This window comes from Sphingomonas panacis (assembly GCF_001717955.1).
Taxonomy (GTDB): Bacteria; Pseudomonadota; Alphaproteobacteria; order Sphingomonadales; family Sphingomonadaceae; genus Sphingomonas; species Sphingomonas panacis.
The window spans coordinates 1,914,541-1,937,046 of record NZ_CP014168.1 but is presented as its reverse complement, the minus strand read 5'-3'; the positions used below and the strand labels follow the sequence as shown (position 1 = coordinate 1,937,046).

The following is a 22,506-nucleotide window of genomic DNA, read 5'->3' as shown; positions in this document are numbered from 1 at the left end:
CGGCCCCGGCCTCCGCCGGAGCGACGGAGAACCATCATGGTGCGAACCGGCGTCTATCCCGGCACCTTCGACCCGATCACGCTCGGCCATATGGATATCATCCGGCGCGGCGCGAAGCTGGTCGATCGGCTCGTCATCGGCGTCACCACCAACGCGTCCAAATCGCCGATGTTCAGCCTGCCCGAGCGGCTCGCGATGGTGCAACGCGAGGTGGCGCAGATCGAAGGTGACGTTCAGGTCGTCAGCTTCGATTCGCTGCTGATGGATTTCGCCGAGCGCGAGGGCGCGCGCGTGATCGTGCGCGGTCTGCGCGCAGTCGCCGATTTCGAATATGAATATCAGATGGCCGGCATGAACCAGCAGATCAACCCGCGCATCGAAACGGTGTTCCTGATGGCCGACGTGTCGTTGCAACCGATCGCCAGCCGGCTCGTCAAGGAAATCGCGCTGTATGGCGGGCCGATCGGGCGCTTCGTGACGCCGATGGTGGCGGAGGAAGTCGCGGCGCGTGTGGAGACGCTGGGGCGCAAGGGTTCGTAACTGTCGCGCCGGCGCAGGACGGGGCCGCTGGGTTTGTGGCACTCACATCGCCAAATTACGCGACGGCCCCGGCCTCCGCCGGGGCGACGTTTTCCTCGCGTAGGTTCAGATTGGCGCAAGCGGGGATTTGCTTTAAGCGCTGGCGCCACCATCTGCCTATCGCGGGGACATAATGCGTTTTCTTGTTCGGTTCGTCGTGTTCCTCCTCGCCATCCTCGCTGCCCCGGCATTCGCGCAGGTCATCGATACCCCCATCGCCGGCCGCCCGCCGATCCCGTCCATCACCGACCCCGAAAACCTGTGGTATCTCGATCTGTCGACCGGCGGCCGAGTCATCATCTGGCTGCGCCCCGACGCCGCGCCGAAGACGGTCGAGCGAATCAAGATCCTCACCCGCCAGCATTTCTATGACGGCCTGCCCTTCCACCGCGTGATCGAGGGCTTCATGGCGCAGGGTGGCGACCCCAAGGGCGACGGCACCGGCGGCTCGACGCTCCCCGATCTCAAGGCGGAGTTCAATTGGCTGCCGCATGTGCGCGGCGCCGTATCGGCCGCCCGCGCCGAGAAGGAGGACAGCGCCAACAGCCAGTTCTTCATCGTGTTCGACCCCAAGCTGTCGCTCGACAAGAAATACACCGTGTTCGGCAGGGTGATCGACGGCATGCAATATGTCGACGCGATCACGCGTGGCGAGCCGCCCGCGAACCCGTCGCGGATCGTCCATGCCTATATCGCGGCGGACCATCCGCCTGCCTACGTGCCCGCGCCGCCCCCCGCCCCCGCCGCGACATTGTCGCCGAGCAGCCTTGGCGGCGCGTTCCTGACGCCCAGCACCCCGGCGGGCAAGCCTGCCGCGCCGAAAACGCCGAACGCCAAGACTCTGCGCGCGCCGGCGGTGGTCAAGCCCAAGGCCAAAGCGCAGTAACGCTGCCCGAAGCGCTGACATGAAGGTCGATCTGTTCGATTTCGAACTGCCACCCGAGCGAATCGCGCTGCGCCCGGCGAGCCCGCGCGATTCGGCGCGGCTGCTGGTGCTCGAGCGCGATGCGACGCGCGACCTCGCCGTGACCGACCTGCCCGGCCAGCTTCGCGCGGGCGACATGCTGGTGTTCAACGACACGCGCGTCATCCCCGCGCAGTTGGAGGGCATTCGGGGAGACGCGAAGATCGGCGCGACGCTCCACAAGCGCGAAGGGCCGCACCGCTGGCGCGCGTTCATCCGCAACGCCCGACGCATCCGCGATGGTGAGGCGATCGACTTCGGCGGCGGCGTGTCCGCTGTTGCGAGCGAGCGGCAGGAGGATGGCAGTTTCGCGCTGACCTTCGCCGGCGACGAGCCGGTCGAGCTATTGCTCGAACGCGCCGGGCGGATGCCGCTGCCGCCTTATATCGCCTCGAAACGCGCCGCCGACGCGCGCGATCTCGACGATTACCAGACGATGTTCGCGGCCGAGAAAGGCGCGGTCGCCGCCCCAACCGCAGCGTTGCACTTCACGCCCGAGCTGATGGCGGCGCTGGATGCCGCCGGGATCGGCCATGCGACGCTGACGCTGCACGTCGGCGCGGGTACGTTCCTGCCGGTCAAGGCCGAGGACACCGCCGCGCACCGCATGCACACCGAATGGGGCCGGATCGACCCCGCCACCGCCGCGCGGCTCAACGCCGTGCGCGCCGCCGGCGGCCGCGTTATCGCGGTCGGCACCACCAGCCTGCGCCTGATCGAAAGCGCGGCCGATCGCGACGGCATCATCCGGCCGTTCGAGGGCGATACCGCGATCTTCATCACCCCCGGCTATCGCTTCAAGGGCGTGGACGGGCTGATGACCAACTTCCATCTGCCGCGCTCGACACTGTTCATGCTGGTCTCGGCGCTGATGGGGCTGGATAGGATGCAGGCTGCATACGCCCATGCCATCGCGAACGGCTACCGCTTCTACTCGTACGGGGATGCATCGCTGCTGCTGCCGTAGGCCGGGCGGCGCCGCGGACAGCACCCGATGTCTCGTAAATGGTGCGGGCGGTCGGGGTCGAACCGACACTCCTTGCGGAACGGGATTTTGAGTCCCGCGCGTCTACCAATTTCACCACGCCCGCACGGCGGCCGGCGGAGCCGGTCAGCGAAGGCATGCGCTATATGCAAGCCGGGCGCGGATTTCCAGACCGAATCCGCAAACGGGGTATGGCTATTCGCGGGCGCCCTCGCGCAGGAGATCCAGCAGCAGCGCGAACGCCGGGGTGGGCTGGCGGCGGCTCGGGTAATAGAGGTGATAGCCGGCGAAGGGTGGGCACCAGTCCTCCAGCACGCGCACCAGCCTGCCGCTCGCAATATCGTCCTCGACATGGTGATCGGGCAGGAAGGCGATGCCGAAGCCGGCCCGGGCGGCACGCAGGATCATCGGCACATGGTTCGAGGTGAATTGCCCATCGACGCGCAACCGCAGATGCTGATCTTCACGGTCGAGCTCCCACGCATAGAGATCGCCGAGCGTGGACAGGCGCAGGTTGATGCACACGTGCGCGGCGAGATCCTGCGGCGTCACCGGCGCGGGGTGGCGCGCGAAATAGTCAGGCGAAGCGACTGCCGCCATGCGCAGATCGGGGCCGATCCGTACCGCGATCATATCCGCCGCGACGCGCTCGCTCAGCCGCACGCCCGCGTCGAACCGTTCGGCGACGATATCGCGAAAGCCAGCGTCGACGCTGATCTCGACCTTCACCTCGGGATAATCGGCCATCAGCCGGCGGACGGCGGGCCACAACAACGCCTCGGCGGATTGCTGGGTGGCGGTGATGCGGATGGTGCCCGCCGGACGCTCGCGAAGCTCGCCGAGGGCGGAAAGTTGCCCCTCGATCTCGTCGAACGCCGGGCCGAGCTTGGCGACCAGCCGCTCGCCCGCCTCGGTGGGGGCAACGCTGCGCGTGGTGCGCGACAGCAGCCGCACGCCGAGCCGCGTCTCGAGCCGCCGGACGGTGTGGCTGAGCGCCGATTGCGACACGCCGAGCCGGGCGGCGGCGCGGGTGAAGCTGCGCTCCTGCGCGACGGCGAGGAAAGCGTTCAGATCAACGAGATCGTCGCGGCGCATTGATGAACCCTCATCATGAGATCAGGCGCGTTTACCCCCTGACCAGCATGATGGGAACCCGATCAGGCGATCACGCGCCGGAGCCTTCCCCAAAGCACCGACGCGTCCGCTCCCCCCCTTAGGAGCCTCAGAACTTCATGCCGCCGCGAATGCCAATCGTGCGCGGCGTGCTGGTGACGACATACGGGCGCTGCGAACACGTGCCGCACTCCGCGAAGCGTGAAAGCTGCGCGCGTTCGTCCCAGACGTTCTGCGCGAAGACTTCCAGCGAAAAGGCCGGCCACTCCGCGCCCAGTGCGAGATCGCCCGTCGTATATTGCTTGAGACGCCCGAGCGACTGCGCCGGGTTGTATTCCTCGCCCGTCGGGCCGAACGCGACGAGACGGATATCCGACGAGGCCGAACTCTGGTGCGCGACAAGCACCTGACCATAAACCTTGGCGACGCCGACCGGCACCGTGTAGCGCGCGGTTCCGTTGATCTTGAAGCGGGGCGTGATCGGCATGCGCGTGCCCGCCGGAGCGGCCACATAGTCGCCTTCTACGCCGTCACACTTGGGATTCGGATCGTCGGCGCCGCACAGATTCTGCCGGATCTTGGCATCGGTATAGGCACCCGCCGCAGTCAGCGTGAGGCCGCCGACCGTCAGATTGGCGTCCGCCTCGATGCCCCGAATACGGGCGTTCGGGCCGTTGTTGATGATCGTGAAGCTGTTCTGGCCAAGGAACGAGAACTGGAATTTCTTCCAATCCTGCTGATAGATCGCGGCGTTGATATGAAGCTTGCCGCCGAGCAGCGTCGTCTTCGCGCCGATTTCGTAATTGGTCAGGAAATCGGGTTCATAGGGCGCCTGATCGGCACGGCGGTTGATGCCGCCCGGGCGGAAGCCGCGTGACCAGGTGCCGTAGAGCAGGAAGTCCTTGCTCGGCTTCCAGGTGAGGTTGAGCTTGTGGGTGAAGCCCTGCCCCGACGCCTTCACCGGGGTGATGCCCTCGCCGATGACATAGTTGCCGAGATTGGTGCAGGGGCCGCCCGCGACCGCGGCCGGCGCGAGCGTGGGATTGGTGACGCCCGCGTTCAAAGCATCGCGCAGCCGCTGCCCGCTCGATGTGAAGCACGCCGCGACGCCGGTCTTCGAACTGCCTGAAGCGTTATACGGCGTCTCGGTATAGCCGTCGCCGGGGTTGCGGCCGAAGCCGTAGAAACCGATCAGCGAATTGTCGTAGATGAAGCCGCGCCCGCCGGCGGTGAGGGTCAGCGTCGGCAGGATATCAAACGCCGCTTCGCCGAAGATCGCATAATCCTTGTCGACGCGGTGCTGCTGGGTGAGCCACAAGGTGCCTGGATGGCCGTTGACCGAAAGTTCGGGGGCAAGGCCGTCGACCCGGTAATCCTGATGGATAAGGTTGCTTTGGCGCTGGTAGAACAGGCCTGAGACGACACGAAAACGCTCGTCCTGCGGCGAGGCGACGCGCAGTTCCTGGCTCATCTTCTTGAAATGATCGCTGCCGAGGATGTTCTGGCGCGGATCGATGGTGTTGCCGCTCTTGTCGTGGAAATAGAAATAGCCGGCATTGCCACCGACCGAGGAATAGAGGCGGTCATAGGCTTCGGCATAATCGGTATAATCGCTCGACTGCTGATCCTGCCGGTCGAGATAGGCGCCGGCATAGGTCAGATCCCAATTGCCGACCTTGCCCTGGATCGTCAGCGCGGCCTGAATGAAGCGGTCATGACGATATTCCGGGAAGAAATGCTGGACCTTGAGGTCGCCCACCGAGGCATCCATCGCATAAGCGCCGTGGTATTTCGCTTCCTGATAGAGAACCGTGGGCGTCACGGTCCAACTGTCGTCGAGATCGATCTTCAGCGCGGCGCGGCCACCCCACAGATCGGACTCGTTATAGTCCTTCTTCACGAAGGCCTTGTTGTTGACGACGATGCCGCCGTTGGTCGGGGTGCAGGCGTTGGTGGTCGGTTCGGGCAGATAGCTGCGGCACCCCGCGACATTGTCGATATAGCCCGCGTCGCGTTCGTAGAAACCCGACACGCGCAGCGCCATGATCGCGTTGAGCGGCGCGTTGATCATCCCCTCGACCTTGCCGCCGACGCCGCCGTGCGCGACGGTGTTCACCTCTCCATCGACGCGACCGTAGAAGTGGCTGAGGTCAGGCTTGTTGGTGATGATGCGGACGGTGCCCGCTTCCGACGAGGCGCCGTACAGCGTGCCCTGCGGACCGGCGAGGCTCTCGATCCGGGCGATGTCGTAGATGTGGACATCGAGCGTGCCGCCGATCGTCGTGATCGGCTGTTCGTCGAGGTAGAAACCCACCGACGGCAGCGAACCGGAATGGTTGCCGTCGCCGCCCGAGGCGACGCCGCGCATGTAGACGGTGGTCGAGCCGGGCTGGGTGGTCTGGAACGAGACCGAGGGCAGCAACTGGGTATATTGGTTGAAATTGCTGATGTTGAGCTGATCGAGCCGCTTGGTGCCGATCGCCTGAATGCTGATCGGCACGCTCGACAGGCTCTCCTCACGCTTCTGCGCGGTGACGATGATATCGCTGGTCTCGGGCTGCTGGTCCGTGGCGGGCGCCGGCTCCGACGCGGGCGCGCTCTGCGCCTCTGCGAGCGCAGGAAGGAAAGCCGCCGACGCGAGCAACAACGACGCAACCGCGCCAGCCCCGAACTTCATTCCCCATTCCCCCTAGGAAGCAACCGTTCCCGACAGGGTGTGCCGCGTTGCAGCAACCGTCAATCGGGTCCGTTACGGGAGCGTCATTTCGCTAACGGCGCGTGGCAGATTTGCAACGTTATGTGTCTGGCGGCGAACGGGCGTCGTCTTGGCGGAGATGTTACGCAGGCACCGCGGGATAGGCCGCCAGCACGTCTCCGAGCGCGTCCTTGAGCGGATCGAGCCACGGTTCGAACGGCAGCCATGCCGCCTTGCCCTCACTGAAGATCGGACGGCGGACCTGTTCGGAGCTGGCGGTGCGGACCGCGCGCTCGGTCTGGTGGAAGGCGAGGCAGGCGGGTTCGAAGTCCAGCCCGCAGGCTGCCAGCAGCGCGCGGACCTGCGCCTCGGTATCATCCACCATCGCTTCGTAGAACACGCGGTGCGGCGGGCGCGGCATCGCAGTGTCGAGATGCGTCATCAGCCGCACGTAATCGCGATAATAGCGGCCCATTTCGGCGAGATCGTAACTGAACGCCTGACCGCGCGCGAAATGCTGCTTGAAGTTGGAGAAGCAGCAGCCGAGCGGATGGCGGCGCGCGTCGATGATCGTGGCATTGGGCAGGATCAGCCGGATCAGGGCGGCATGCGCCCAGTTGTTCGGCAGTTTGTCGATGAAGAACGGCGCGTCGGTGCGGCGCTGGATCGCGGCGCGCTTGAGATATTCGGCGCCCATCGCGGCGAAATCTTCAGGCGCGAGATCGGCGACCGCGCCGGGATAGCCTTTGATCCGGCGCGCGAGCATCGGGATGTCGGGCAGTTCGGAGGTGCCCTCGACAAGGCTGTGGCTCGACAGGATCTGCTCGACGAGCGTCGATCCGGCGCGCGGCATGCCGAGGACGAAGATCGCGTCCGGCGCATTATGCCCCTGCTCCGCATGCGCCGCAAAGAAATCGGGCGTGAACAGAGCGATGCTCTGATCGACGAAGCGCCGGGTTTCATCGGGTTCGTACACCACCGACCGTCGGCGAAGCGTGTTGCCCGCGGCATAATGCGCGAACGCGCGGTCCGCCTGCCGCCGGTCCTCATAGGCCTTGCCCAGCGCAAAATCGAGGTGGAAGCGGTCTTCGTCCGAGATGTCGGGCAATGCCAGCGCCGCCTCCATCGCGACGATATCGGCATCGTCGAAGCGGATCGTCTTGAGGTTGGCGAGGCTCCACCACACTTCGCCCAGCGCCGGCGCGAGATCGAGCGCGCGGCGATAGGCGGCGATGCCGTCCGCCTGCCGCCCGACGGTCTTGAGCATGTGCCCGTAGCTCATCCACACGCGCGGCTGGCCGGGCGCCTTGGCGAGAACCTGTTCGTAAAGCGTGATCGCCTCGTCGAACCCGCCGATCCGCCCGAGCGCGGCCGCCTTGAGGTTGGCGTGGCCAAGATGGTCGGGTTCGTCCTCGGTGACGATGTCGAGCTGCTCGATCGCCTCGACCGGACGATTGAGCCGGTGAAGCACGATCGCGAGATTGGCGCGCGCGGCGGTAAAGGCCGGCGAGAGTTCCAACGCACGGCGCAACAGCGCCTCGGCATCGCGGTAGCGCCCGATCCGACCGGCGAGTTCCGCCATCATGCGGATCGCGGCGACATCGAACGGATCTTCCTTGAGATGCGCGCGCAGCCGGGGCTCGGCATCGCCCAGTCGGTTGTCATGCAAAGCGAGCGCCGCCTCGATCAGACGCTGCGGCCAGCGTGAGGTGGTCTGCTCGGCGGGGGCGGGTTGTGGCGTCATGCCGCGATCCTAGCCGCGAACCGCGGAGGTCGGCCAGCCTTCGTCTCGTGAGCGCGAATCGGGTGGCGATTCGCGCCGTAAGCGGAAGCGGCCGTGCCTCGACAAAGCCCACGACTCGTTCCGCTTCTGACAAGAGCGGTGAAACGAGGCTTCGACGAGACGAAGCGAAAAATAAATTTGGCATTCCGGTGTGGCAACGCAAAACGGGTTGGCGCGCACGGGGTTGCTTCGAAGTGGCGGTAATGGGCTGTTTCGATACGCGGAAACCCACATGCGAATGGTTCGCCGGGGCATTTACACCGCACTGCAATAAAACTTAGCAAAAGCAGCACCTTCTTCACCGATTGACGCGTGATTTTGGCCAGTACAGACATCGAGCCGTAATGATTTCCACATCAGGGTCGCTCCGATGATATTTGCCAACAGGTCCAATTCGGCTGAATATTCCTCCCTCCCGGCACGGATCACGCGCCGCACGCAGCGTTCGGTCTGGACCTCGGCGCCCGTCGCCAAGTCCAGCGAGACGAGTGACCTCGGCCATGAGACCGAGGTGATGCGTGCGCTCTCGCTCGCGGTGCCGCTCTCGCTGGTGCTGTGGGCGCCGCTGATCTGGGTCGTCGCCTATTCTTTCTAGGAGTGGGCGCGGGTCGCAACGGAACACCGTGCGACCGTCCCCTTCCTATTTGGACAGATCGGTGAACAGCGACAGATAATAATCGATCGACGGCGCGATGGTGGCGACCGGGGTGCGCTCGTTCAGGCCGTGGCTGAATTCGTCCGACGCCTTGATGAACACCGGGCTGGCACCGTAGCTGTCGACCCCCTTGGCGCGGAACCACATGCTGTCGCTCGCGCCCGACGACTGGCTCGGGAACACCGGCACGCCGGGATAGACCTGCCCCATAGCCTTGGTCACCGCATTCACGAAATCGGCGCGCATCGGCGAGGCGGGGGTGGCGACCGAGCCTTCCGTGACATCCTTGAACGTCACCGCCGGATCGTCGGCGACGCGCGCCAGCTCGGCCATGATGTCGGCGGGCTTGTGGCCGGGGAAGATGCGGCAGTTGATGTTGGCGGTCGCACGCTGCGGCAGAGCGTTCTCGGCATGGCCACCGCTCACCAAGGTCGTCACGCAGGTCGTGCCGATCTTGCCGATCGTCGCCGGGTTGGCGGTGAGCGTCGCGATCGCAACCTTGTCGGTCGGATCGGCGGCGAAGGCGCGCATGGCTGCGGCGGTCTCGGGGCTTTCGTATTTCGCCGCCTGGATGAAATAGGCGCGGGTCAGGTCGCTGACTTCGGGCTTGAACTGGTATTTGCCGATCCGCACCAGAGCGGCGGCGAGCTGGTTGATCGCATTGTCCTTGCGCGGCGCTGAGGAATGGCCGCCGGGGTTGGTGACGGTGAGCTGGAAATCCGAATAGCTCTTCTCAGCGCCCTGCCAGGTGAAATAGAGCGGCTTGCCGGTCTTCTCGTCGAGCGCGCCGCCGCCGCCGTCGATGTTGAGCACGATATCGGCATTGCTGAGCTTGCCGGCGATGATCTCGCTGGTCTTCATCACCGTTTCCTCGTCGCCGGAGAATTCGATGATGATGTCGCGGCGCGGCTTGTAGCCCTCACGCTTGAGTTCGAGCAGCGATGCGATCGCGATCGTGCCGTCCAGCTTCATGTCGGTGGCGCCGCGCCCGAACAGATAACCGTTCTCGACCACGGGCGTGAACGGATCGCGCTGCCAGTCGGCGGGCTTGGCTTCGACCACGTCCATATGCCCTGAGATGACGAGCGGCTTGGCCTTGGGGTCGCTGCCCGGCCAGCGCGCGATCATATAGGCGGTGTCATCCACGGGCGTGATCTCGATATCGTCGGACTTGAAACCGCCAGCGACGAGCTGCGCCTTGAGATAGGCGAGCACCTGCGGGGTCTGGTTGCCGGGGCCGCGCACCGAGCGGAAGGCGATCGCCTTCTTTGCCATGTCGAGCGCCTGCGCCTCCGCGATCGGATGCACTGCGACCTTCGCCTGCGCAGGTGCGAGCGCCGTCGCCGCCAGTACCGAAACCATTGCTACGCCCCGAAACACCGCCACCCGCATTCTCCTTACCGAAGCGTACAAGCTATGCGGTTGCTGCGGTGCGTCAATCGGAAAGCGCGGGCGGTTCGGCGCGGAGCAGCGCCACGAAGATCCGCATATGTGGCTCCATTCCGCCCACCGCGACGTTAGCACGCGTGGCAATCATGCGGGAACGCGTTTAGGACCGAGTCATGGCGAACACACATCCGTTTCTCTCCATCCACCGCCACCAGATGATCCGCGCGGGCGCCTGCACGCCGCGCGCCAGCGTCGGCGATCCCGCCGCCAATGCCGAGGCGGCGATCACGCTCGCCCAGGCCGGGGACGCCGAGGGGGCGGATTTGCTCGTATTCCCCGAACTGAACGTCACCTCCTATGCGATCGACGATCTGCATCTGCAGGACGCGCTCCAGCGCGCGACCGACGCGGCGCTGGCGGCGATCGTCGCGGCGAGCGCCGAGTTGCGGCCGGTGCTGGTGGTGGGTGCGGCGCTGGTGCGGGAGGCGCGGCTGTACAATTGCGCGGTGGTGATCGCGCGCGGGCGCGTGCTCGGTGTGGTGCCCAAGACGTTCCTGCCCAATTACCGCGAATATTACGAGAAGCGCTGGTTCGCGAGCGGGGCCGGGCTGGCCGGGCTGGAGATTACGGTCGCGGGGCAGGTCGCGCCGTTCGGCACCGACCTGATCTTCGCTGCAAGCGACCTCCCCCACTTCATCTTTCATGCCGAGATCTGCGAGGATTATTGGGCGCCGACCCCACCCTCGACCGCCGGCGCGCTGGCGGGTGCGCTGATCTGCTGCAACCTCTCCGCCTCGAACATCGTGATCGGCAAGGCGCGCGAGCGGGCGTTGCTGTGCGCCTCCCAGAGTGCGCGCGCGGTGTGCGGCTATGTCTATTCCGCCGCCGGGCCGGGCGAGAGCACCACGGATCTGGCGTGGGACGGCCAGGGCATGATCCACGAACTCGGCGAATTGCTGGCCGAATCGGCGCGGTTCGCGACGGCGGATGCGGCGGTCTATGCCGATGTGGATTGCGGGCGGCTGATCCAGGAGCGGATGCGCGCGCCGACTTTCAACGATTCGGACGTACTCGCCGGCCGGCCCGAGGCGCGGTTCCGGCGAATCGCTTTCGACCATCGGCCCGATTTCGCCGATGTCGGGCTGAAGCGTGAGATCCGGCGCTTCCCGTTCGTGCCCAACACGCCCGAGCGGCTCGACGAGGATTGCTACGAAGCGTTCAACATCCAGGTACAGGGCATCGCCAAGCGCTTCGAGGCGGCCAGGGCGCAGCGGCTGGTGATCGGCATTTCGGGCGGGCTCGATTCGACGCACGCGCTGATCGTCGCCGCCAAGGCGCTCGACCGGCTGGGGCGGCCGCGCAGCGACATCCTCGGCTATACGATGCCCGGCTTCGCGACCAGCGAGGGCACCAAGAGCAACGCCTGGGCGCTGATGCGGGCGCTGGGCATCACCGCGCACGAGATCGACATCCGCCCCGCCGCGCGGCAGATGCTTGGCGATCTCGGCCATCCCTTCGCGGACGGGCAGCCGCAGTATGACATCACCTTCGAGAATGTGCAGGCGGGCCTGCGCACCGATTATCTGTTCCGGCTCGCGAACCACAACAATGGGCTGGTGGTCGGCACCGGCGATTTGTCGGAGCTGGCACTCGGCTGGTGTACTTATGGCGTCGGCGACCAGATGAGCCATTATGCCGTCAACGCCGGCGTGCCCAAGACGCTGATCCAGTTCCTGATCCGCTGGTGCATCGCCAGCGGCCAGTTCGATGCGACGACCGACGATGTGCTGGCGGCGATCCTCGATACCGAGATTTCGCCCGAACTGGTGCCGGCAGGTGCGGACGGTGCGATCCAGAGCACCGAATCGAAGATCGGCCCGTATGCGCTCAACGACTTTTTCGTCCATTATGTCGTCCGGCATGGGATGGCGCCTTCGAAGATCGCCTTCCTCGCGCTGCACGCGTGGCGTGATGCCGCCGCCGGGCGCTGGCCGCGTGACCTGCCCGAGGCGGCGCGAGTCGCCTATGACCTGCCGGTGATTCGCGACTGGCTGGAGAAGTTCCTGGCGCGCTTCTTCGCGACGAGCCAGTTCAAGCGCTCGGCGATCCCGAACGGGCCGAAAGTCTCGGCGGGTGGTGCGCTGTCGCCGCGCGGTGACTGGCGCGCGCCTTCGGATGGGACGGCGGCGGTATGGCTCAAGGAGCTGGGGGACAATCTGCCCTAGCGGCGCGGGGTTCGGGCACGTGCCAGAATCGTCGCCCCGGCGCAGGCCGGGGCCGGCCCGTGTTGGGCGCCTCGATCGCCAGATTACGCAGCGGCCCCGGCCTACGCCGGGGCGACGGGTTTATTTCTTGCGGGCTTTCCGCGCAGCGTACTTCGCGTCGCGCGCGGCCTTTTTCTCGGCGTCGGTCATTTCGGCCTTCTGCGCCGCTTCCTCGATCGCGCGCTTGGCCTCTTCGGCCTTGGCGATCTTGTCGAGCTTGGCCTGCTCCATCGCCGCCTTCTTGTCGGCGCGCTTCTGCGCTTCGGCGGCTTCCTTCGCCTCGCGCGCGGCGATTCGCTCTGCGACGACAACCGGGTCGAGCGCCGGCTTGGCTTTCAGTTTTTCGAGCGCGCGCTGCTTCGCGTCTGCGGACAGCGTCGCGCGATCGCGGAAGGTCGGTTCCTTATAGGCCATGCGGCGGTCTTACGATCCTGTATAACGAAAGGAAATGGCGGAGAGGGTGGGATTCGAACCCACGGTGAGCTTGCACCCACGCCGCATTTCGAGTGCGGTACATTCGACCACTCTGCCACCTCTCCGCGAGGTCTTATGATGCTTGCCCGCAGGAGTACCGCGAACCCGCACCGGTCGGTGAGCGGGCGCCTCTAACGCAACACCGATCAGGACACAAGACCGATCGTCGCTATCTTCTTGTGCGCCCGCGAACACACCCTAGATTGAGGGCATGCATCGCACCACCCTTTCGGTTCCGCCGTTCGATTCGGCGACTCCCCTGCCCGCGATCGCGCATGCGCGCTTCGCCATCGGCGATGTCGTGCGCCATCGCAGCTTCGATTTTCGCGGCGTGATCTTCGATGTCGATCCGATCTTCGCCAACAGTGACGAATGGTACGAATCGATCCCCGAGAGCGCCCGCCCGCGCAAGGACCAGCCGTTCTACCATCTGCTCGCCGAGAACATGGAATCGACCTATGTCGCCTATGTGAGCCAGCAGAATTTGGTTGCGGACGACACCGACGAGCCGGTCGATCATCCTGCGATTGCCGGGCTGTTCACCGACTTCGCCGACGGGCGCTATACGTTGCGGCGCGAGCACCGGCATTGATCGCCTGATCTGCGCGAAGGGGCGGTGCTTGCCAAAAGGCCCGCATCGCCCCTTCGCAGACCCGGTCAAGCGGGCCGCCGCTTGTCGCGGCGGCCGCCCGTTTCGTTACCAGGTCAGGTTCAACCGTGCGTAATAATAGCCGCCGTTGATGCCGAAGGGCGAAAAGGTCGGGTATTTGTCGCTCGAATAGCCGCGTTCGTTGTTGTCGAGCTCGGCCTGCCGAATCAGCGCCTTGCTCCGCTCGGTCGGGTATTTGTTGAACAGGTTGTTGGCGCCGAAAGAAATCTTGATCGGCTTGGCGATTTGATAGCCGACTTCCAGATCGGTGAGGAACGAGTCCTTCACCGGCACCTTGAACAGCGAACCGGCGGTGACGTTGCCGACCGTGCTGCGCGCGGTCTCAAGCGCATAGACTTCGGAATAGAAACTCTCGCGCAGGTTCACGCTGAAGCCGCCGAGCTGCCAATAGCCGTTGAGCGTGCCACGGAATTTCGGCGTGCTGTTTTCGAGCTGAGTCACGTCGCTGGTGGCGATGAGCTGGGTCAGGCCGGGATTCTGCGTGCTTGAATAGAGTGCCGAAGGCAGTGGGTTGATCTTGAGCACCTTGTTTTCGTTGTAATTGCCCGTGAACGTCAGATCGAGGTTGCCGAAATCGCCGAGATCGAACGGATAGTTGACCACCACGTCGACGCCGCGCGTGCGCATCTTCACCCCGTTGACGAAGCTCTGCACCGCAACGCTGCCATCCGTCGCGCGGTCTACGCCGTTCGGCGCGTAGAGCACATAGACGGGGATCGCCGTCGCCTGCGCCAGCGAGGTCAGATTGCCGCTCCCGCCGAGCGCCGTGTTGACGGCTGACAGCACCGCGAGTTGGTTGTTGATGTTGTACCGGTCTTGATCGAACGGCAAGCACGCCTTTGCGTTCGAGCCGTTATAGCCCTGCGGACACCGGTTGCCGGTGAAGCCGTTGAAGCCGGACGAGATCATGATTCGGTCGCGGATAGTGATCTGATAAGCATCGACGGTCATGCTCAGCTTGGGGGTCGGGTGGAAGACGAAGCCCGCACTGAAGTTGGTCGATTTCTCCGGCTTCAGCCCGCCGAAGCCGAGTGCCGCGGCACCGGCTGACGCTGGCGGCAGCACGCCGCTGATCGAGCTCGGGCCGACGTTGAGGCCCGAATAGCCGCCTTCCGCCAGCGTCGGCGCGCGGAAGCCCGTGCTGACCGTGCCGCGCAGCGCGAACGCATCGGAGAAGTCGTAGCGGGTCGTCAGTTTGAACACGGTCGTGTCGCCGAAGTCGCTATAGTGTTCATGGCGGACCGCGCCGTCGATAAGCCAGGCGTCGATCGGCTTCACGCTGACATCGAGATATTGCGAGAAGTTGTCGCGCTTGTACTTGCCGGCATCCTTGGGGCTGTAGCCGAAGAAGGATTGCGTGCCGCCGCCGTAGTAAGACGCCGGATCACCGGCACGGATGCCATATTCCTCGTGCCGGAATTCCAGACCGCCCGCGACGTTGACCGGCCCGGCCAGACCAATGTCGAACGGATGCGTCAGGTCGAGCGTGTTGGTCCATTGCGTGTTGAAGAACGAACCGTCGTGGATGTTGGTCGGCGTGTAGCCGGTGTCGCGATAAAGCTGGGCGTTGGCGGTATTGATGATGTCGACGCTGATATCATCATTGCCGTAGGTGCTGGCGAGATCGAAGGTCGTTTCGCCGACGCTGCCGCTGAAACCGCCGGTGAACGAATAATCGGTCTCGTCGATCGTCTCCTGCGGCTGGAAACCACCCGGATAGAAGGGCACGCCCGCCACGCCGCCCGCAGCTTTGGTGCCCGCGCCGCTCACAACGGTCGTCGGCGGACGGGTGTTCTCATAGGCTTTGGCCTTCTTATGACCGTAGCTGCCGAAGCTGTAGAGTTTGAAGTCGCCGAATTCATAACCGGCATTGTAGCTGACCACGGTCTGGTCGATCTGGGGATCGCCGATGATACGGTTGGTATAGGGATAGCCCGGCAGATCCTTGATCGCCGGATATTTGGTCGACAGGCTGGTTGCCTGCGGGTTGATATCGCCGCGGAAGCTGTAATTCTTGTACTTCTTCTGCGCCGCTACGTTCAGATAGGCGCCGTCGAACGGCGCGATGCCGATGTTGCCACCGACCGCATAGGTCTGGCCGCCCTCGTCATAATATTTGCCGCCGGTCGCGTCGAACGAACCACCGTGATCGGCCTTTTTCTGGATGAAGTTGATGACGCCGGCGATCGCATCGGTGCCGTATTGCGCGGCGGCACCGTCCTGCAGCACTTCGACGTGTTCAATCGATTCGGGAACGATGAAGCTGATATCGGGCGCGGCGCTGCCGCCGAAGGGACCGCCGGCGACCGACACGTTGGCGGTGCCGTGGCGACGCTTGCCGTTGACGAGGATCAGCGTGTGATTCGGGCTGAGGCCGCGCAGTTTCATTTGCAGCGTGTGCGCCTGAAGATCGCCACCGAACGACTGCGCCTGAATCGAGGGCAATTGTTGGGCGAGGCTTTGCAGCAGATCGGGCGAGCCGGTGCGTTGCAGCGCGTCGGCACCCAGAATCTGGATCGGCGCGGGGCTGTCCGCCGCACGCATGCCCGTGGTGCGCGTGCCGGTGACGATGATGTCGGTGCCACCCTCCTCCGCCTGCGGCGCGGGATCGGCAGCCGGTGCCGGTTCTGGCGCGGCGAGTGCAGGTACGCTCCAGGCGCTGGCGACGGCCAGTGCGAACAACGAAATCGAGTTCCTTACCATTGATCTCAGTCCCCCAGGTGAATCCGTAACTGTCAGGTATCCGCTCCAAGTATTTCCTCATGCCTGCCCACCACCGCCGGCTTTCTTCACCGTATCGGCTCTGACCGGACGCACGCATGTCTCCCTGCCGCAAAGCAGCATCTGAAGACGCACGACGCTTGAACTTACACCCCTACGACGCGTCGGCCTGACGACATGCCGACTCGCCTGCCGGACTTACCGCCCCGGACCGGAGACTTGCCCCGGCAGTATGCGAACCCTTCCGACGACATGAAGACGCCATAACCTTTCCCGCATTGCAACATAAACTTCATGTCGCGGGCCACCTATCGTCAGGAAAATCGTTTTCGTGCCGATGTGGTGCATCGATGCAACGCTTTTACGACTGCGGGGCGATCGCGCCTCCGCGCCACGCTTCAGCGGTTGACAGCGGAGCCACCTTCGCATAGCTGGCGCTTCTTTCCCGTGCCGGGCCTGCCCGAGCGCGGGGTATCGATGTTTTGAAAGTGATGAGGGCCATGTTCGCAATCGTGCGCACGGGCGGCAAGCAATATCGCGTTGCCGCTGGAGACAAGATCGTCGTCGAGAAGCTCGACGGCGAAGCCGGTTCGTCGATTACGCTCGGCGACATCCTGCTTGCGGGCGAAGGCTCGGAGCTGAAGTCGGTCGAGGGGCTCACCGTCTCCGCCGAGATCATCGCGCAGGCGAAGGCCGAGAAGGTCATCGTCTTCAAGAAGCGTCGTCGTCACAACTATCGTCGTAAAAACGGCCACCGCCAGCAGCACACGATCCTGAAGATCACCGCCATCGGCGGCGAGTCGGCGCAGGCGTAAGGAGTCTCACGAGATGGCACATAAGAAAGCAGGCGGTTCGTCGCGCAACGGTCGTGATTCGGCCGGTCGTCGCCTTGGCGTGAAGAAGTTCGGTGGCGAGATCGTCGTGCCGGGCAACATTATCGTGCGCCAGCGCGGGACCAAGTTCTACCCGGGCACCAACGTCGGCATGGGCAAGGATCATACCCTGTTCGCGCTTACGGATGGCCGCGTGACCTTCAAGGAAGGCAAGCTCGGCCGCAAATTCTGTTCGGTAGAACTGGTGGCGCAAGCCGCCGAATAACGGGCAACCGGCCGGGTTGCCCACCAGGGCGATCCGGGTGTCCGTCAGGATACCGAAAAAGGGAGACGGGTCGCCCCGGCTCCCTTTTTTCATGCTCCCTCCACGGCGCTGTCGCCCCCATGTCATCCCGACATGGCAGGTGCCCGCGCAACGACGAGGAGAGTTTTCGAAATGTTCGCCCGGACTCCCAGATTGACGCTGCGCCCCGGCTGGCCGGAGGACGCGCCCGCGCTGACGCAGGCGGTCGCGCACGAGAGCGTCGCCATGAACCTGTCGCGCCTGCCCTGGCCTTATGCGGACACAGATGCCGCCGAGTGGCTGGCGATGCCGCGTGGCCCGACCGACGTAACGCTGCTGATCCTCACACATGACACTCCTGCCCCGCGCCTGATCGGTACGATCGCGCTCGATCGTGAAAGCGGTGACGCGCCGGAACTCGGCTATTGGCTGACGCCGGACGCCTGGGGGCGCGGCTATGCGACCGAAGCCGGGCGTGCCGTGCTTCACATGGCGCGCCACGCGCTCGGGCTGAAGCGGCTGCGCTCGCGGCATTTCGTCGACAACCCCGCCTCGGGCCGCGTGCTCGGCAAGCTGGGCTTTCACGAGACCGGGCGCGGCGCGACCTTCTCGCGGGCACGCGGGCGCGAGGTGGCGAGCGTGATGCTGGCGTGCGATCTGGAGGATGGGCGACTCGGGGATCAAGCGCTTAGCCTTGCCGCCTGATCGCGTCGCCGCTGTTGCGTAACATACGCGGCGGCCGGACCCCCGCCGGGGCGACGATTACGTCGCCGGCAGCATCGCCGCCGCATAGTCGCTTTCGGCGCGGGCGATCAGCGTGCGGTCGTCCTCGTTCCACGGGTGGAAGCCTGGCAGGAAATAGCGGAACCACGCGCCGAGGATCTTGCGCACCATGCCCGGTCGCACGAACGCATAATGCAGCACCCCCAGATGCGCGCGCGGACCGGCGATGCCGTCCTGCCGGAGCAGTTCGATGATGCCGAGATAGCGCCCGGCGAAGAACTTGCGCGTGGTGGTGAGCATGACCAGCGCCTTGACCGCCCAGCGGCGCAGGCGCGGCCAGTCGCGCGTCGCATGCAGCCACGTGTCATACGCGACGCCCTTGTGCTCGATCTCCTCGGCGGCGTGCCAGCGCCACATCGCCGCCGCCTGCGGCTCCGCGCCGGCGAGATGGCGGGGTTCGGCGAGCAATTGATGCGCGAGGATCGCGGTGAAATGTTCGAGCGCCATCGTCGCAGCGAGTTTGGCGATCGCCGGCTTGCCCTCGGTCATCGCGAGCGCCTCATCGACATGCCGGTCGAGCAGCGACACGTCATAGCCCTGATCGGTAACGTGGCGGTTGAACGCGACATGCTCGCGCGTGTGCATCACCTCCTGCTTGATGAAGGCGTTGATCTCGGCGGCCAGGCGCGGCGGCGTGCCTTCGCGGAACGCGCGCACGCTGTCGATGAAAAAGCCCTCGCCCTTGGGGAAGGTGATCGACAGCGCATTGTAAAAGGCGGTCGCGACGGGATCGTCGTTCATCCACCAGCGCGCCCGGCGCGTGCCCCGCCCGAAGCGCAGGTCGCGCGGGGTGATCGTCAGATCGGCGGGTGTGGTTGCTTTCGCCATGGAAACCTCCAGACAGCTTCAGTCAGACCATCAACTGGGTATTACTTACACTCGTGTCAATAGTGCCGAAACGACTCAGCCCGGAACGGTCGCGAATCGCGGCGATCGAGGCCGCGCGCGATATTCTCATCCAGGACGGCCCGCAGGCGGTGACGCTCAAGGCGGTAGCGGCGCGGATCGGGCGCACCCACGCGAATCTGCTGCACCATTTCGGCAGCGCGGCGGGCCTGCAGAGCGCATTGATCGCCCACCTCGCGGACTCGATCACGGCGCGGATCGGCGATGTGGCCAAACAGGCGCGCGCGGGTGAGGCCGATCCGCGCGATGTGGTCGATCTCACCTTCGACGCCTTCGCACAGGGCGGCGGGGCGATGGCGAGCTGGATGATCCTGTCGGGCAATCACGACGCGCTCGATCCGGTGTTGAGCGCGATCCACCGGCTGGTCGACGATCTCGCCGAGGATGAGGCCGATCAGGCGACTCACATCCGTGAGGAGACGCTTCGGCTCGTGCTGGTCGCGATGGGGGATGCGCTGCTCGGGCCGGCGATGGCGAAGGCGCTTGGGCTGCCACGCGAGACCGCGCGCGGGCTTGCGGCCGACGCGCTGGTCGCGGCGCGGGCGGCGGCATTGAAGGGCGTGGGGTGACCGCGTGCTGCTGGCGCGCCGTCGGTCCTCGCCTGACAGCGAGGCCGGCCGGGCGCGCTTGGGCCTCGCTTTAGCTGCGCTAAAGCGTTAGGCAGCGCGCCATGCATTTTCTCGATCAAGCAAAAATCTTCGTCCGCTCGGGCGCGGGCGGCCCTGGCGCCGTCAGCTTCCGGCGTGAGAAGTTCATCGAATATGGCGGCCCGGACGGCGGCAACGGCGGCAAGGGCGGCGACATCATCTTCGAGGCGGTCGCGGGCCTCAACACGCTGATCGACTTCCGCTACACCCAGCATTTCCGCGCGCCGCGTGGCCACGGCGGATCGGGCAGCAACCGCACCGGCGCCGGCGGCGACGATCTCGTCATCAAGGTGCCGGTCGGCACGCAGATCATGGACGAGGCGCGCGAGGAAGTGCTGCTCGACTTCACCCATGCCGGCCAGCGCGAGGTGTTCCTGCGCGGGGGCGACGGCGGGCGCGGCAACGCAACGTACAAGACCTCGACCAACCGCGCACCGCGCCAGCACGGCACCGGCTGGCCCTATCAGGAAGCGTGGCTGTGGCTGCGGCTCAAGCTGCTCGCTGATGCCGGGCTGGTCGGGCTGCCCAATGCCGGCAAATCGACCTTCATCAACGCCGTCACCAACGCGCAGGCCAAGGTCGGCGCCTATGCCTTCACCACCACCCGCCCCCAGCTCGGCGTGGTGCGCCATCACCAGCGCGAGTTCGTCGTCGCCGACATTCCGGGGCTGATCGAAGGCGCGGCCGAGGGCGCGGGTATCGGCGACCGCTTTCTGGGCCATATCGAGCGCTGCAAGGTGCTGCTCCACCTCGTCGATGCCAATGACGAGGATGTCGGCGAAAGCTACCGCATCGTGCGCGACGAACTGGAGAATTACGGCGGCGGGCTGACCGACAAGCCGGTCGTGGTCGCACTGAACAAGATCGACACGCTCGACGACGAACTGATCGCGGCGTTGCTCGCCGAGCTTGAGGAAGCGAGCGGCGAAGAGGTGATCGCGATCTCGGGCGCGGCCGGCACCGGCACCGACTGGGCGCTCGACCGGCTGCTGGAGGCGATCGGGCCGGACGCGGCGACGGTTGCGGCGGATGATGAGGGCGAAGATTCGATCGAGTGGTCGCCGGTATAGAGCCGGGAGCTTCAGGGCAGCACGAGTCGCACACCGTCTAGCACCACAGTCCGCGCTCGTGCTGCTGCCGGCACAGGTGTTCCCGGTAGCAGCACGTAGAGACGTCCGGGCGTGAGGCGGCCGTCCGCGAAATCGCGGGTTTCGCGGGCGAGCCTCGCCGCGGTCTCCGCACTGGTTCGTGCAGCATAGACCAGCCGGACCGGCCGCCGCGCATCGATTGCGCGCCATGCGACCTCCTGGAACAGATCGAGCCGTGCGGTCGGATCGGGTGGCATGAAGGTAACATCGCGCGCGCGGGCGATAACCGCCGTCCAGCGCGAGTCGCGCGTGCGGCGCCATTTGGCATGGTCCGCCGCAATCGCAGCGTCGTGCCGCATCAGCGCCGAGAGCGGCACCAGATCGAGCATTTGTAGCGCCAAGGCCGCAGCGAGCAGCACCTGGGCGCGTTCCGGTGGCAATCGATAGACCCCCGTGACGGCCCAAAATGTCAGCCCGTAAGCGATTGGCCAGAACAACCGGGACGATGCGCGAACCGGATCGACCAGCGCCATCGCCTGTGCGGACATAGGTATGGTCAGCAATGTCTGCCCGGCGAAATCCACCCTGCGGGAGATCGCCAGCAGCGTCAGCACGACGAAAGCCGGCATCAGCCATAGCAACCGCCGGTGCAGCGCGGTGATCGCCGGCGCCGCTGCGGTACGCAACGCGAGCAGCGGTGCGGCGACGATCAGCAACAACAGACCGGCACCGAGATATTGAAACGCCTCCATCTGCCGGTCTGCCGCCTGTGCGTGCGCGGGAAGGAACGGCGACAAACCCGGCAGCGCCGGATTCCACGGCGCGTCGAGCGGCATCCCGAAGCGCCCGAACGTCCCTGACGACACCAGCCCGCCACGATCGACGAGCAATGATACTATGCCGATCACCACGCACATCGTCGCCGCCGCGCCCAGCATTACCCCGATCCGGGCGCGCATGTCGGCACGCGCCAGCCGCTCGATCAACGCCGATCCCCAGATTGCGGCGACCATCACCAGCAGATAGCTGTGGATCGTCGCAGCCACGCCGAGCACCGCGAGCCACCAGCGCCAGTCACCAGCGCGCCTGGGATCGGCGAACACCCAAAGCGCCCACAGGATCAGCCAGTGCGCGGAGAGGTTGGCATGGACCTGTCGGACATAGAGCGTCGGTAGCAGCGTCAGCAGCAACACGCCGCACCATAGCGCCAGGTGTGTGCGCGCAAACGGTGCGAGCAGCGCGCGCGCAAACACCACATGCAGAACCAGACAGGACAGCAACCACGGCCCCACCATCTGAAAGTCTCCACGCGGCGCGAACGGCCGGACGAGCAATGCGAGCAGCGGGTTGCTGTCCGTGAACAGCAGCGTCACGCCGTCGGGCGCGTTGAGCAGATATGTCCGAAAGCCACGCGCGACCGGATCGTTGAGCCAGGCGTGAAGGCCGAGTGCGTTCTCGCCATTGTCGGTGCCGCGCAGCAACCATCCGACATTGCCCGGATCGAGCATCGCGACGTTGTAGAAGCACAAAAAGAGCGCTCCGGCGATCAAGGCGACCAGCAACAGATCGAATGGAGAGCGGTGGAGTGGAGGCATCGAGCCGCTATGCGGCAGGCGGCCAAAGATGTGGTTAACGCGACATTGTGCATGACGCGATTCGCGCGCGCCTGCGGTG

Annotated in this window: 19 protein-coding genes and 2 tRNA genes; 11 read left to right on the top strand and 10 right to left on the bottom strand. The window is 65.4% G+C overall.

Annotated features, from left to right (window positions below; translation table 11 throughout):
* Window positions 1-39 precede the first annotated feature (39 nt).
* The 3 genes from coaD to queA all read left to right on the top strand — a co-directional run bounded on the left by coaD (window position 40) and on the right by queA (window position 2,510).
* Window positions 40-540, top strand: a complete 501-nt coding sequence (gene coaD / locus J0A91_RS08800; protein ID WP_476749575.1) for a pantetheine-phosphate adenylyltransferase — start codon at window positions 40-42, stop codon at window positions 538-540.
* 172 nt (window positions 541-712) lie between these two features.
* Window positions 713-1,465: a peptidylprolyl isomerase gene (locus J0A91_RS08795; RefSeq protein WP_083224579.1), complete on the top strand. Its 753-nt coding sequence runs from the start codon at window positions 713-715 to the stop codon at window positions 1,463-1,465.
* 19 nt (window positions 1,466-1,484) lie between these two features.
* A complete protein-coding gene (queA, locus tag J0A91_RS08790; protein WP_069204597.1) occupies window positions 1,485-2,510 on the top strand; it encodes a tRNA preQ1(34) S-adenosylmethionine ribosyltransferase-isomerase QueA in 1,026 nt (341 codons plus the stop codon).
* 39 nt (window positions 2,511-2,549) lie between these two features.
* Here queA and J0A91_RS08785 read toward each other — a convergent pair.
* The 4 genes from J0A91_RS08785 to J0A91_RS08770 form a co-directional block, all read right to left on the bottom strand.
* Window positions 2,550-2,634 (bottom strand) — tRNA-Leu (locus J0A91_RS08785).
* A gap of 89 nt (window positions 2,635-2,723) precedes the next feature.
* The gene (locus J0A91_RS08780) at window positions 2,724-3,623 is read right to left on the bottom strand and encodes a LysR family transcriptional regulator (protein WP_069204596.1); all 900 of its coding nucleotides are present in this window, start codon (window positions 3,621-3,623) and stop codon (window positions 2,724-2,726) included.
* Between the two features lie 127 nt (window positions 3,624-3,750).
* A complete protein-coding gene (locus tag J0A91_RS08775; protein WP_069204595.1) occupies window positions 3,751-6,318 on the bottom strand; it encodes a TonB-dependent receptor in 2,568 nt (855 codons plus the stop codon).
* A gap of 160 nt (window positions 6,319-6,478) precedes the next feature.
* Complete coding sequence (locus tag J0A91_RS08770) at window positions 6,479-8,080, bottom strand: tetratricopeptide repeat-containing sulfotransferase family protein (RefSeq protein ID WP_206365009.1); 1,602 nt, start codon at window positions 8,078-8,080, stop codon at window positions 6,479-6,481.
* 409 nt (window positions 8,081-8,489) lie between these two features.
* Between J0A91_RS08770 and J0A91_RS08765 the strand changes: the two genes are divergently transcribed.
* Window positions 8,490-8,714, top strand: coding sequence for a hypothetical protein (locus tag J0A91_RS08765; protein WP_069204594.1), 225 nt, complete (start codon window positions 8,490-8,492; stop codon window positions 8,712-8,714).
* A gap of 45 nt (window positions 8,715-8,759) precedes the next feature.
* On the opposite strand, the gene J0A91_RS08760 is transcribed toward J0A91_RS08765, so the two are convergent.
* Window positions 8,760-10,166, bottom strand: coding sequence for a M20/M25/M40 family metallo-hydrolase (locus J0A91_RS08760; protein WP_083224578.1), 1,407 nt, complete (start codon window positions 10,164-10,166; stop codon window positions 8,760-8,762).
* A 170-nt stretch (window positions 10,167-10,336) separates the two neighbouring features.
* On the opposite strand from J0A91_RS08760, the gene J0A91_RS08755 reads away from it, so the two are divergent.
* Entirely contained in the window at window positions 10,337-12,388 is a 2,052-nt protein-coding gene (locus tag J0A91_RS08755; RefSeq protein WP_069204593.1) for an NAD(+) synthase, read from the top strand.
* 120 nt (window positions 12,389-12,508) lie between these two features.
* On the opposite strand, the gene J0A91_RS08750 is transcribed toward J0A91_RS08755, so the two are convergent.
* Together J0A91_RS08750 and J0A91_RS08745 are read right to left on the bottom strand one after the other, a co-directional pair.
* Window positions 12,509-12,841 (bottom strand): DUF6481 family protein, encoded by a 333-nt coding sequence (locus tag J0A91_RS08750; RefSeq protein ID WP_069204592.1) that lies wholly within the window; start codon window positions 12,839-12,841, stop codon window positions 12,509-12,511.
* Window positions 12,842-12,876: 35 nt separating this feature from the next.
* Window positions 12,877-12,966 (bottom strand) — tRNA-Ser (locus J0A91_RS08745).
* A gap of 146 nt (window positions 12,967-13,112) precedes the next feature.
* Here J0A91_RS08745 and hspQ point away from each other — a divergent pair.
* The gene (gene hspQ / locus J0A91_RS08740) at window positions 13,113-13,493 is read left to right on the top strand and encodes a heat shock protein HspQ (protein WP_069204591.1); all 381 of its coding nucleotides are present in this window, start codon (window positions 13,113-13,115) and stop codon (window positions 13,491-13,493) included.
* 105 nt (window positions 13,494-13,598) lie between these two features.
* On the opposite strand, the gene J0A91_RS08735 is transcribed toward hspQ, so the two are convergent.
* A complete protein-coding gene (locus tag J0A91_RS08735) occupies window positions 13,599-16,253 on the bottom strand; it encodes a TonB-dependent receptor plug domain-containing protein (RefSeq protein ID WP_240502242.1) in 2,655 nt (884 codons plus the stop codon).
* 539 nt (window positions 16,254-16,792) lie between these two features.
* On the opposite strand from J0A91_RS08735, the gene rplU reads away from it, so the two are divergent.
* The 3 genes from rplU to J0A91_RS08720 all read left to right on the top strand — a co-directional run bounded on the left by rplU (window position 16,793) and on the right by J0A91_RS08720 (window position 18,113).
* Window positions 16,793-17,107: a 50S ribosomal protein L21 gene (gene rplU / locus J0A91_RS08730; RefSeq protein WP_069204590.1), complete on the top strand. Its 315-nt coding sequence runs from the start codon at window positions 16,793-16,795 to the stop codon at window positions 17,105-17,107.
* A gap of 13 nt (window positions 17,108-17,120) precedes the next feature.
* The gene (gene rpmA, locus J0A91_RS08725) at window positions 17,121-17,390 is read left to right on the top strand and encodes a 50S ribosomal protein L27 (protein WP_069204589.1); all 270 of its coding nucleotides are present in this window, start codon (window positions 17,121-17,123) and stop codon (window positions 17,388-17,390) included.
* A gap of 171 nt (window positions 17,391-17,561) precedes the next feature.
* Complete coding sequence (locus J0A91_RS08720; RefSeq protein ID WP_206365008.1) at window positions 17,562-18,113, top strand: GNAT family N-acetyltransferase; 552 nt, start codon at window positions 17,562-17,564, stop codon at window positions 18,111-18,113.
* A 57-nt stretch (window positions 18,114-18,170) separates the two neighbouring features.
* Here the strand turns inward: J0A91_RS08720 and J0A91_RS08715 are convergent, their stop codons facing one another.
* The gene (locus tag J0A91_RS08715) at window positions 18,171-19,019 is read right to left on the bottom strand and encodes a metal-dependent hydrolase (protein ID WP_069204587.1); all 849 of its coding nucleotides are present in this window, start codon (window positions 19,017-19,019) and stop codon (window positions 18,171-18,173) included.
* A 53-nt stretch (window positions 19,020-19,072) separates the two neighbouring features.
* Between J0A91_RS08715 and J0A91_RS08710 the strand changes: the two genes are divergently transcribed.
* Complete coding sequence (locus J0A91_RS08710; protein ID WP_069204586.1) at window positions 19,073-19,666, top strand: TetR/AcrR family transcriptional regulator; 594 nt, start codon at window positions 19,073-19,075, stop codon at window positions 19,664-19,666.
* A gap of 101 nt (window positions 19,667-19,767) precedes the next feature.
* The gene (obgE, locus tag J0A91_RS08705; protein ID WP_069204585.1) at window positions 19,768-20,814 is read left to right on the top strand and encodes a GTPase ObgE; all 1,047 of its coding nucleotides are present in this window, start codon (window positions 19,768-19,770) and stop codon (window positions 20,812-20,814) included.
* Window positions 20,815-20,825: 11 nt separating this feature from the next.
* Here obgE and J0A91_RS08700 read toward each other — a convergent pair whose 3' ends face one another.
* On the bottom strand, window positions 20,826-22,427 hold the full coding sequence (locus J0A91_RS08700) for a DUF6311 domain-containing protein (RefSeq protein ID WP_150126864.1): 1,602 nt from the start codon (window positions 22,425-22,427) through the stop codon (window positions 20,826-20,828).
* Window positions 22,428-22,506: the final 79 nt, after the last annotated feature.

Excerpts from the sequence above, each read along its gene's own strand:
- J0A91_RS08795 (WP_083224579.1), top strand. The coding sequence starts at position 713 with ATGCGTTTTCTTGTTCGGTTCGTCGTGTTCCTCCTCGCCATCCTCGCT.
- queA (WP_069204597.1), top strand. The coding sequence starts at position 1,485 with ATGAAGGTCGATCTGTTCGATTTCGAACTGCCACCCGAGCGAATCGCG.
- J0A91_RS08780 (WP_069204596.1), bottom strand. The coding sequence starts at position 3,623 with ATGCGCCGCGACGATCTCGTTGATCTGAACGCTTTCCTCGCCGTCGCG.
- J0A91_RS08775 (WP_069204595.1), bottom strand. The coding sequence starts at position 6,318 with ATGAAGTTCGGGGCTGGCGCGGTTGCGTCGTTGTTGCTCGCGTCGGCG.
- J0A91_RS08770 (WP_206365009.1), bottom strand. The coding sequence starts at position 8,080 with ATGACGCCACAACCCGCCCCCGCCGAGCAGACCACCTCACGCTGGCCG.
- J0A91_RS08765 (WP_069204594.1), top strand. The coding sequence starts at position 8,490 with ATGATATTTGCCAACAGGTCCAATTCGGCTGAATATTCCTCCCTCCCG.
- J0A91_RS08760 (WP_083224578.1), bottom strand. The coding sequence starts at position 10,166 with ATGCGGGTGGCGGTGTTTCGGGGCGTAGCAATGGTTTCGGTACTGGCG.
- J0A91_RS08755 (WP_069204593.1), top strand. The coding sequence starts at position 10,337 with ATGGCGAACACACATCCGTTTCTCTCCATCCACCGCCACCAGATGATC.
- J0A91_RS08750 (WP_069204592.1), bottom strand. The coding sequence starts at position 12,841 with ATGGCCTATAAGGAACCGACCTTCCGCGATCGCGCGACGCTGTCCGCA.
- hspQ (WP_069204591.1), top strand. The coding sequence starts at position 13,113 with ATGCATCGCACCACCCTTTCGGTTCCGCCGTTCGATTCGGCGACTCCC.
- rplU (WP_069204590.1), top strand. The coding sequence starts at position 16,793 with ATGTTCGCAATCGTGCGCACGGGCGGCAAGCAATATCGCGTTGCCGCT.
- rpmA (WP_069204589.1), top strand. The coding sequence starts at position 17,121 with ATGGCACATAAGAAAGCAGGCGGTTCGTCGCGCAACGGTCGTGATTCG.
- J0A91_RS08720 (WP_206365008.1), top strand. The coding sequence starts at position 17,562 with ATGTTCGCCCGGACTCCCAGATTGACGCTGCGCCCCGGCTGGCCGGAG.
- J0A91_RS08715 (WP_069204587.1), bottom strand. The coding sequence starts at position 19,019 with ATGGCGAAAGCAACCACACCCGCCGATCTGACGATCACCCCGCGCGAC.
- obgE (WP_069204585.1), top strand. The coding sequence starts at position 19,768 with ATGCATTTTCTCGATCAAGCAAAAATCTTCGTCCGCTCGGGCGCGGGC.
- J0A91_RS08700 (WP_150126864.1), bottom strand. The coding sequence starts at position 22,427 with ATGCCTCCACTCCACCGCTCTCCATTCGATCTGTTGCTGGTCGCCTTG.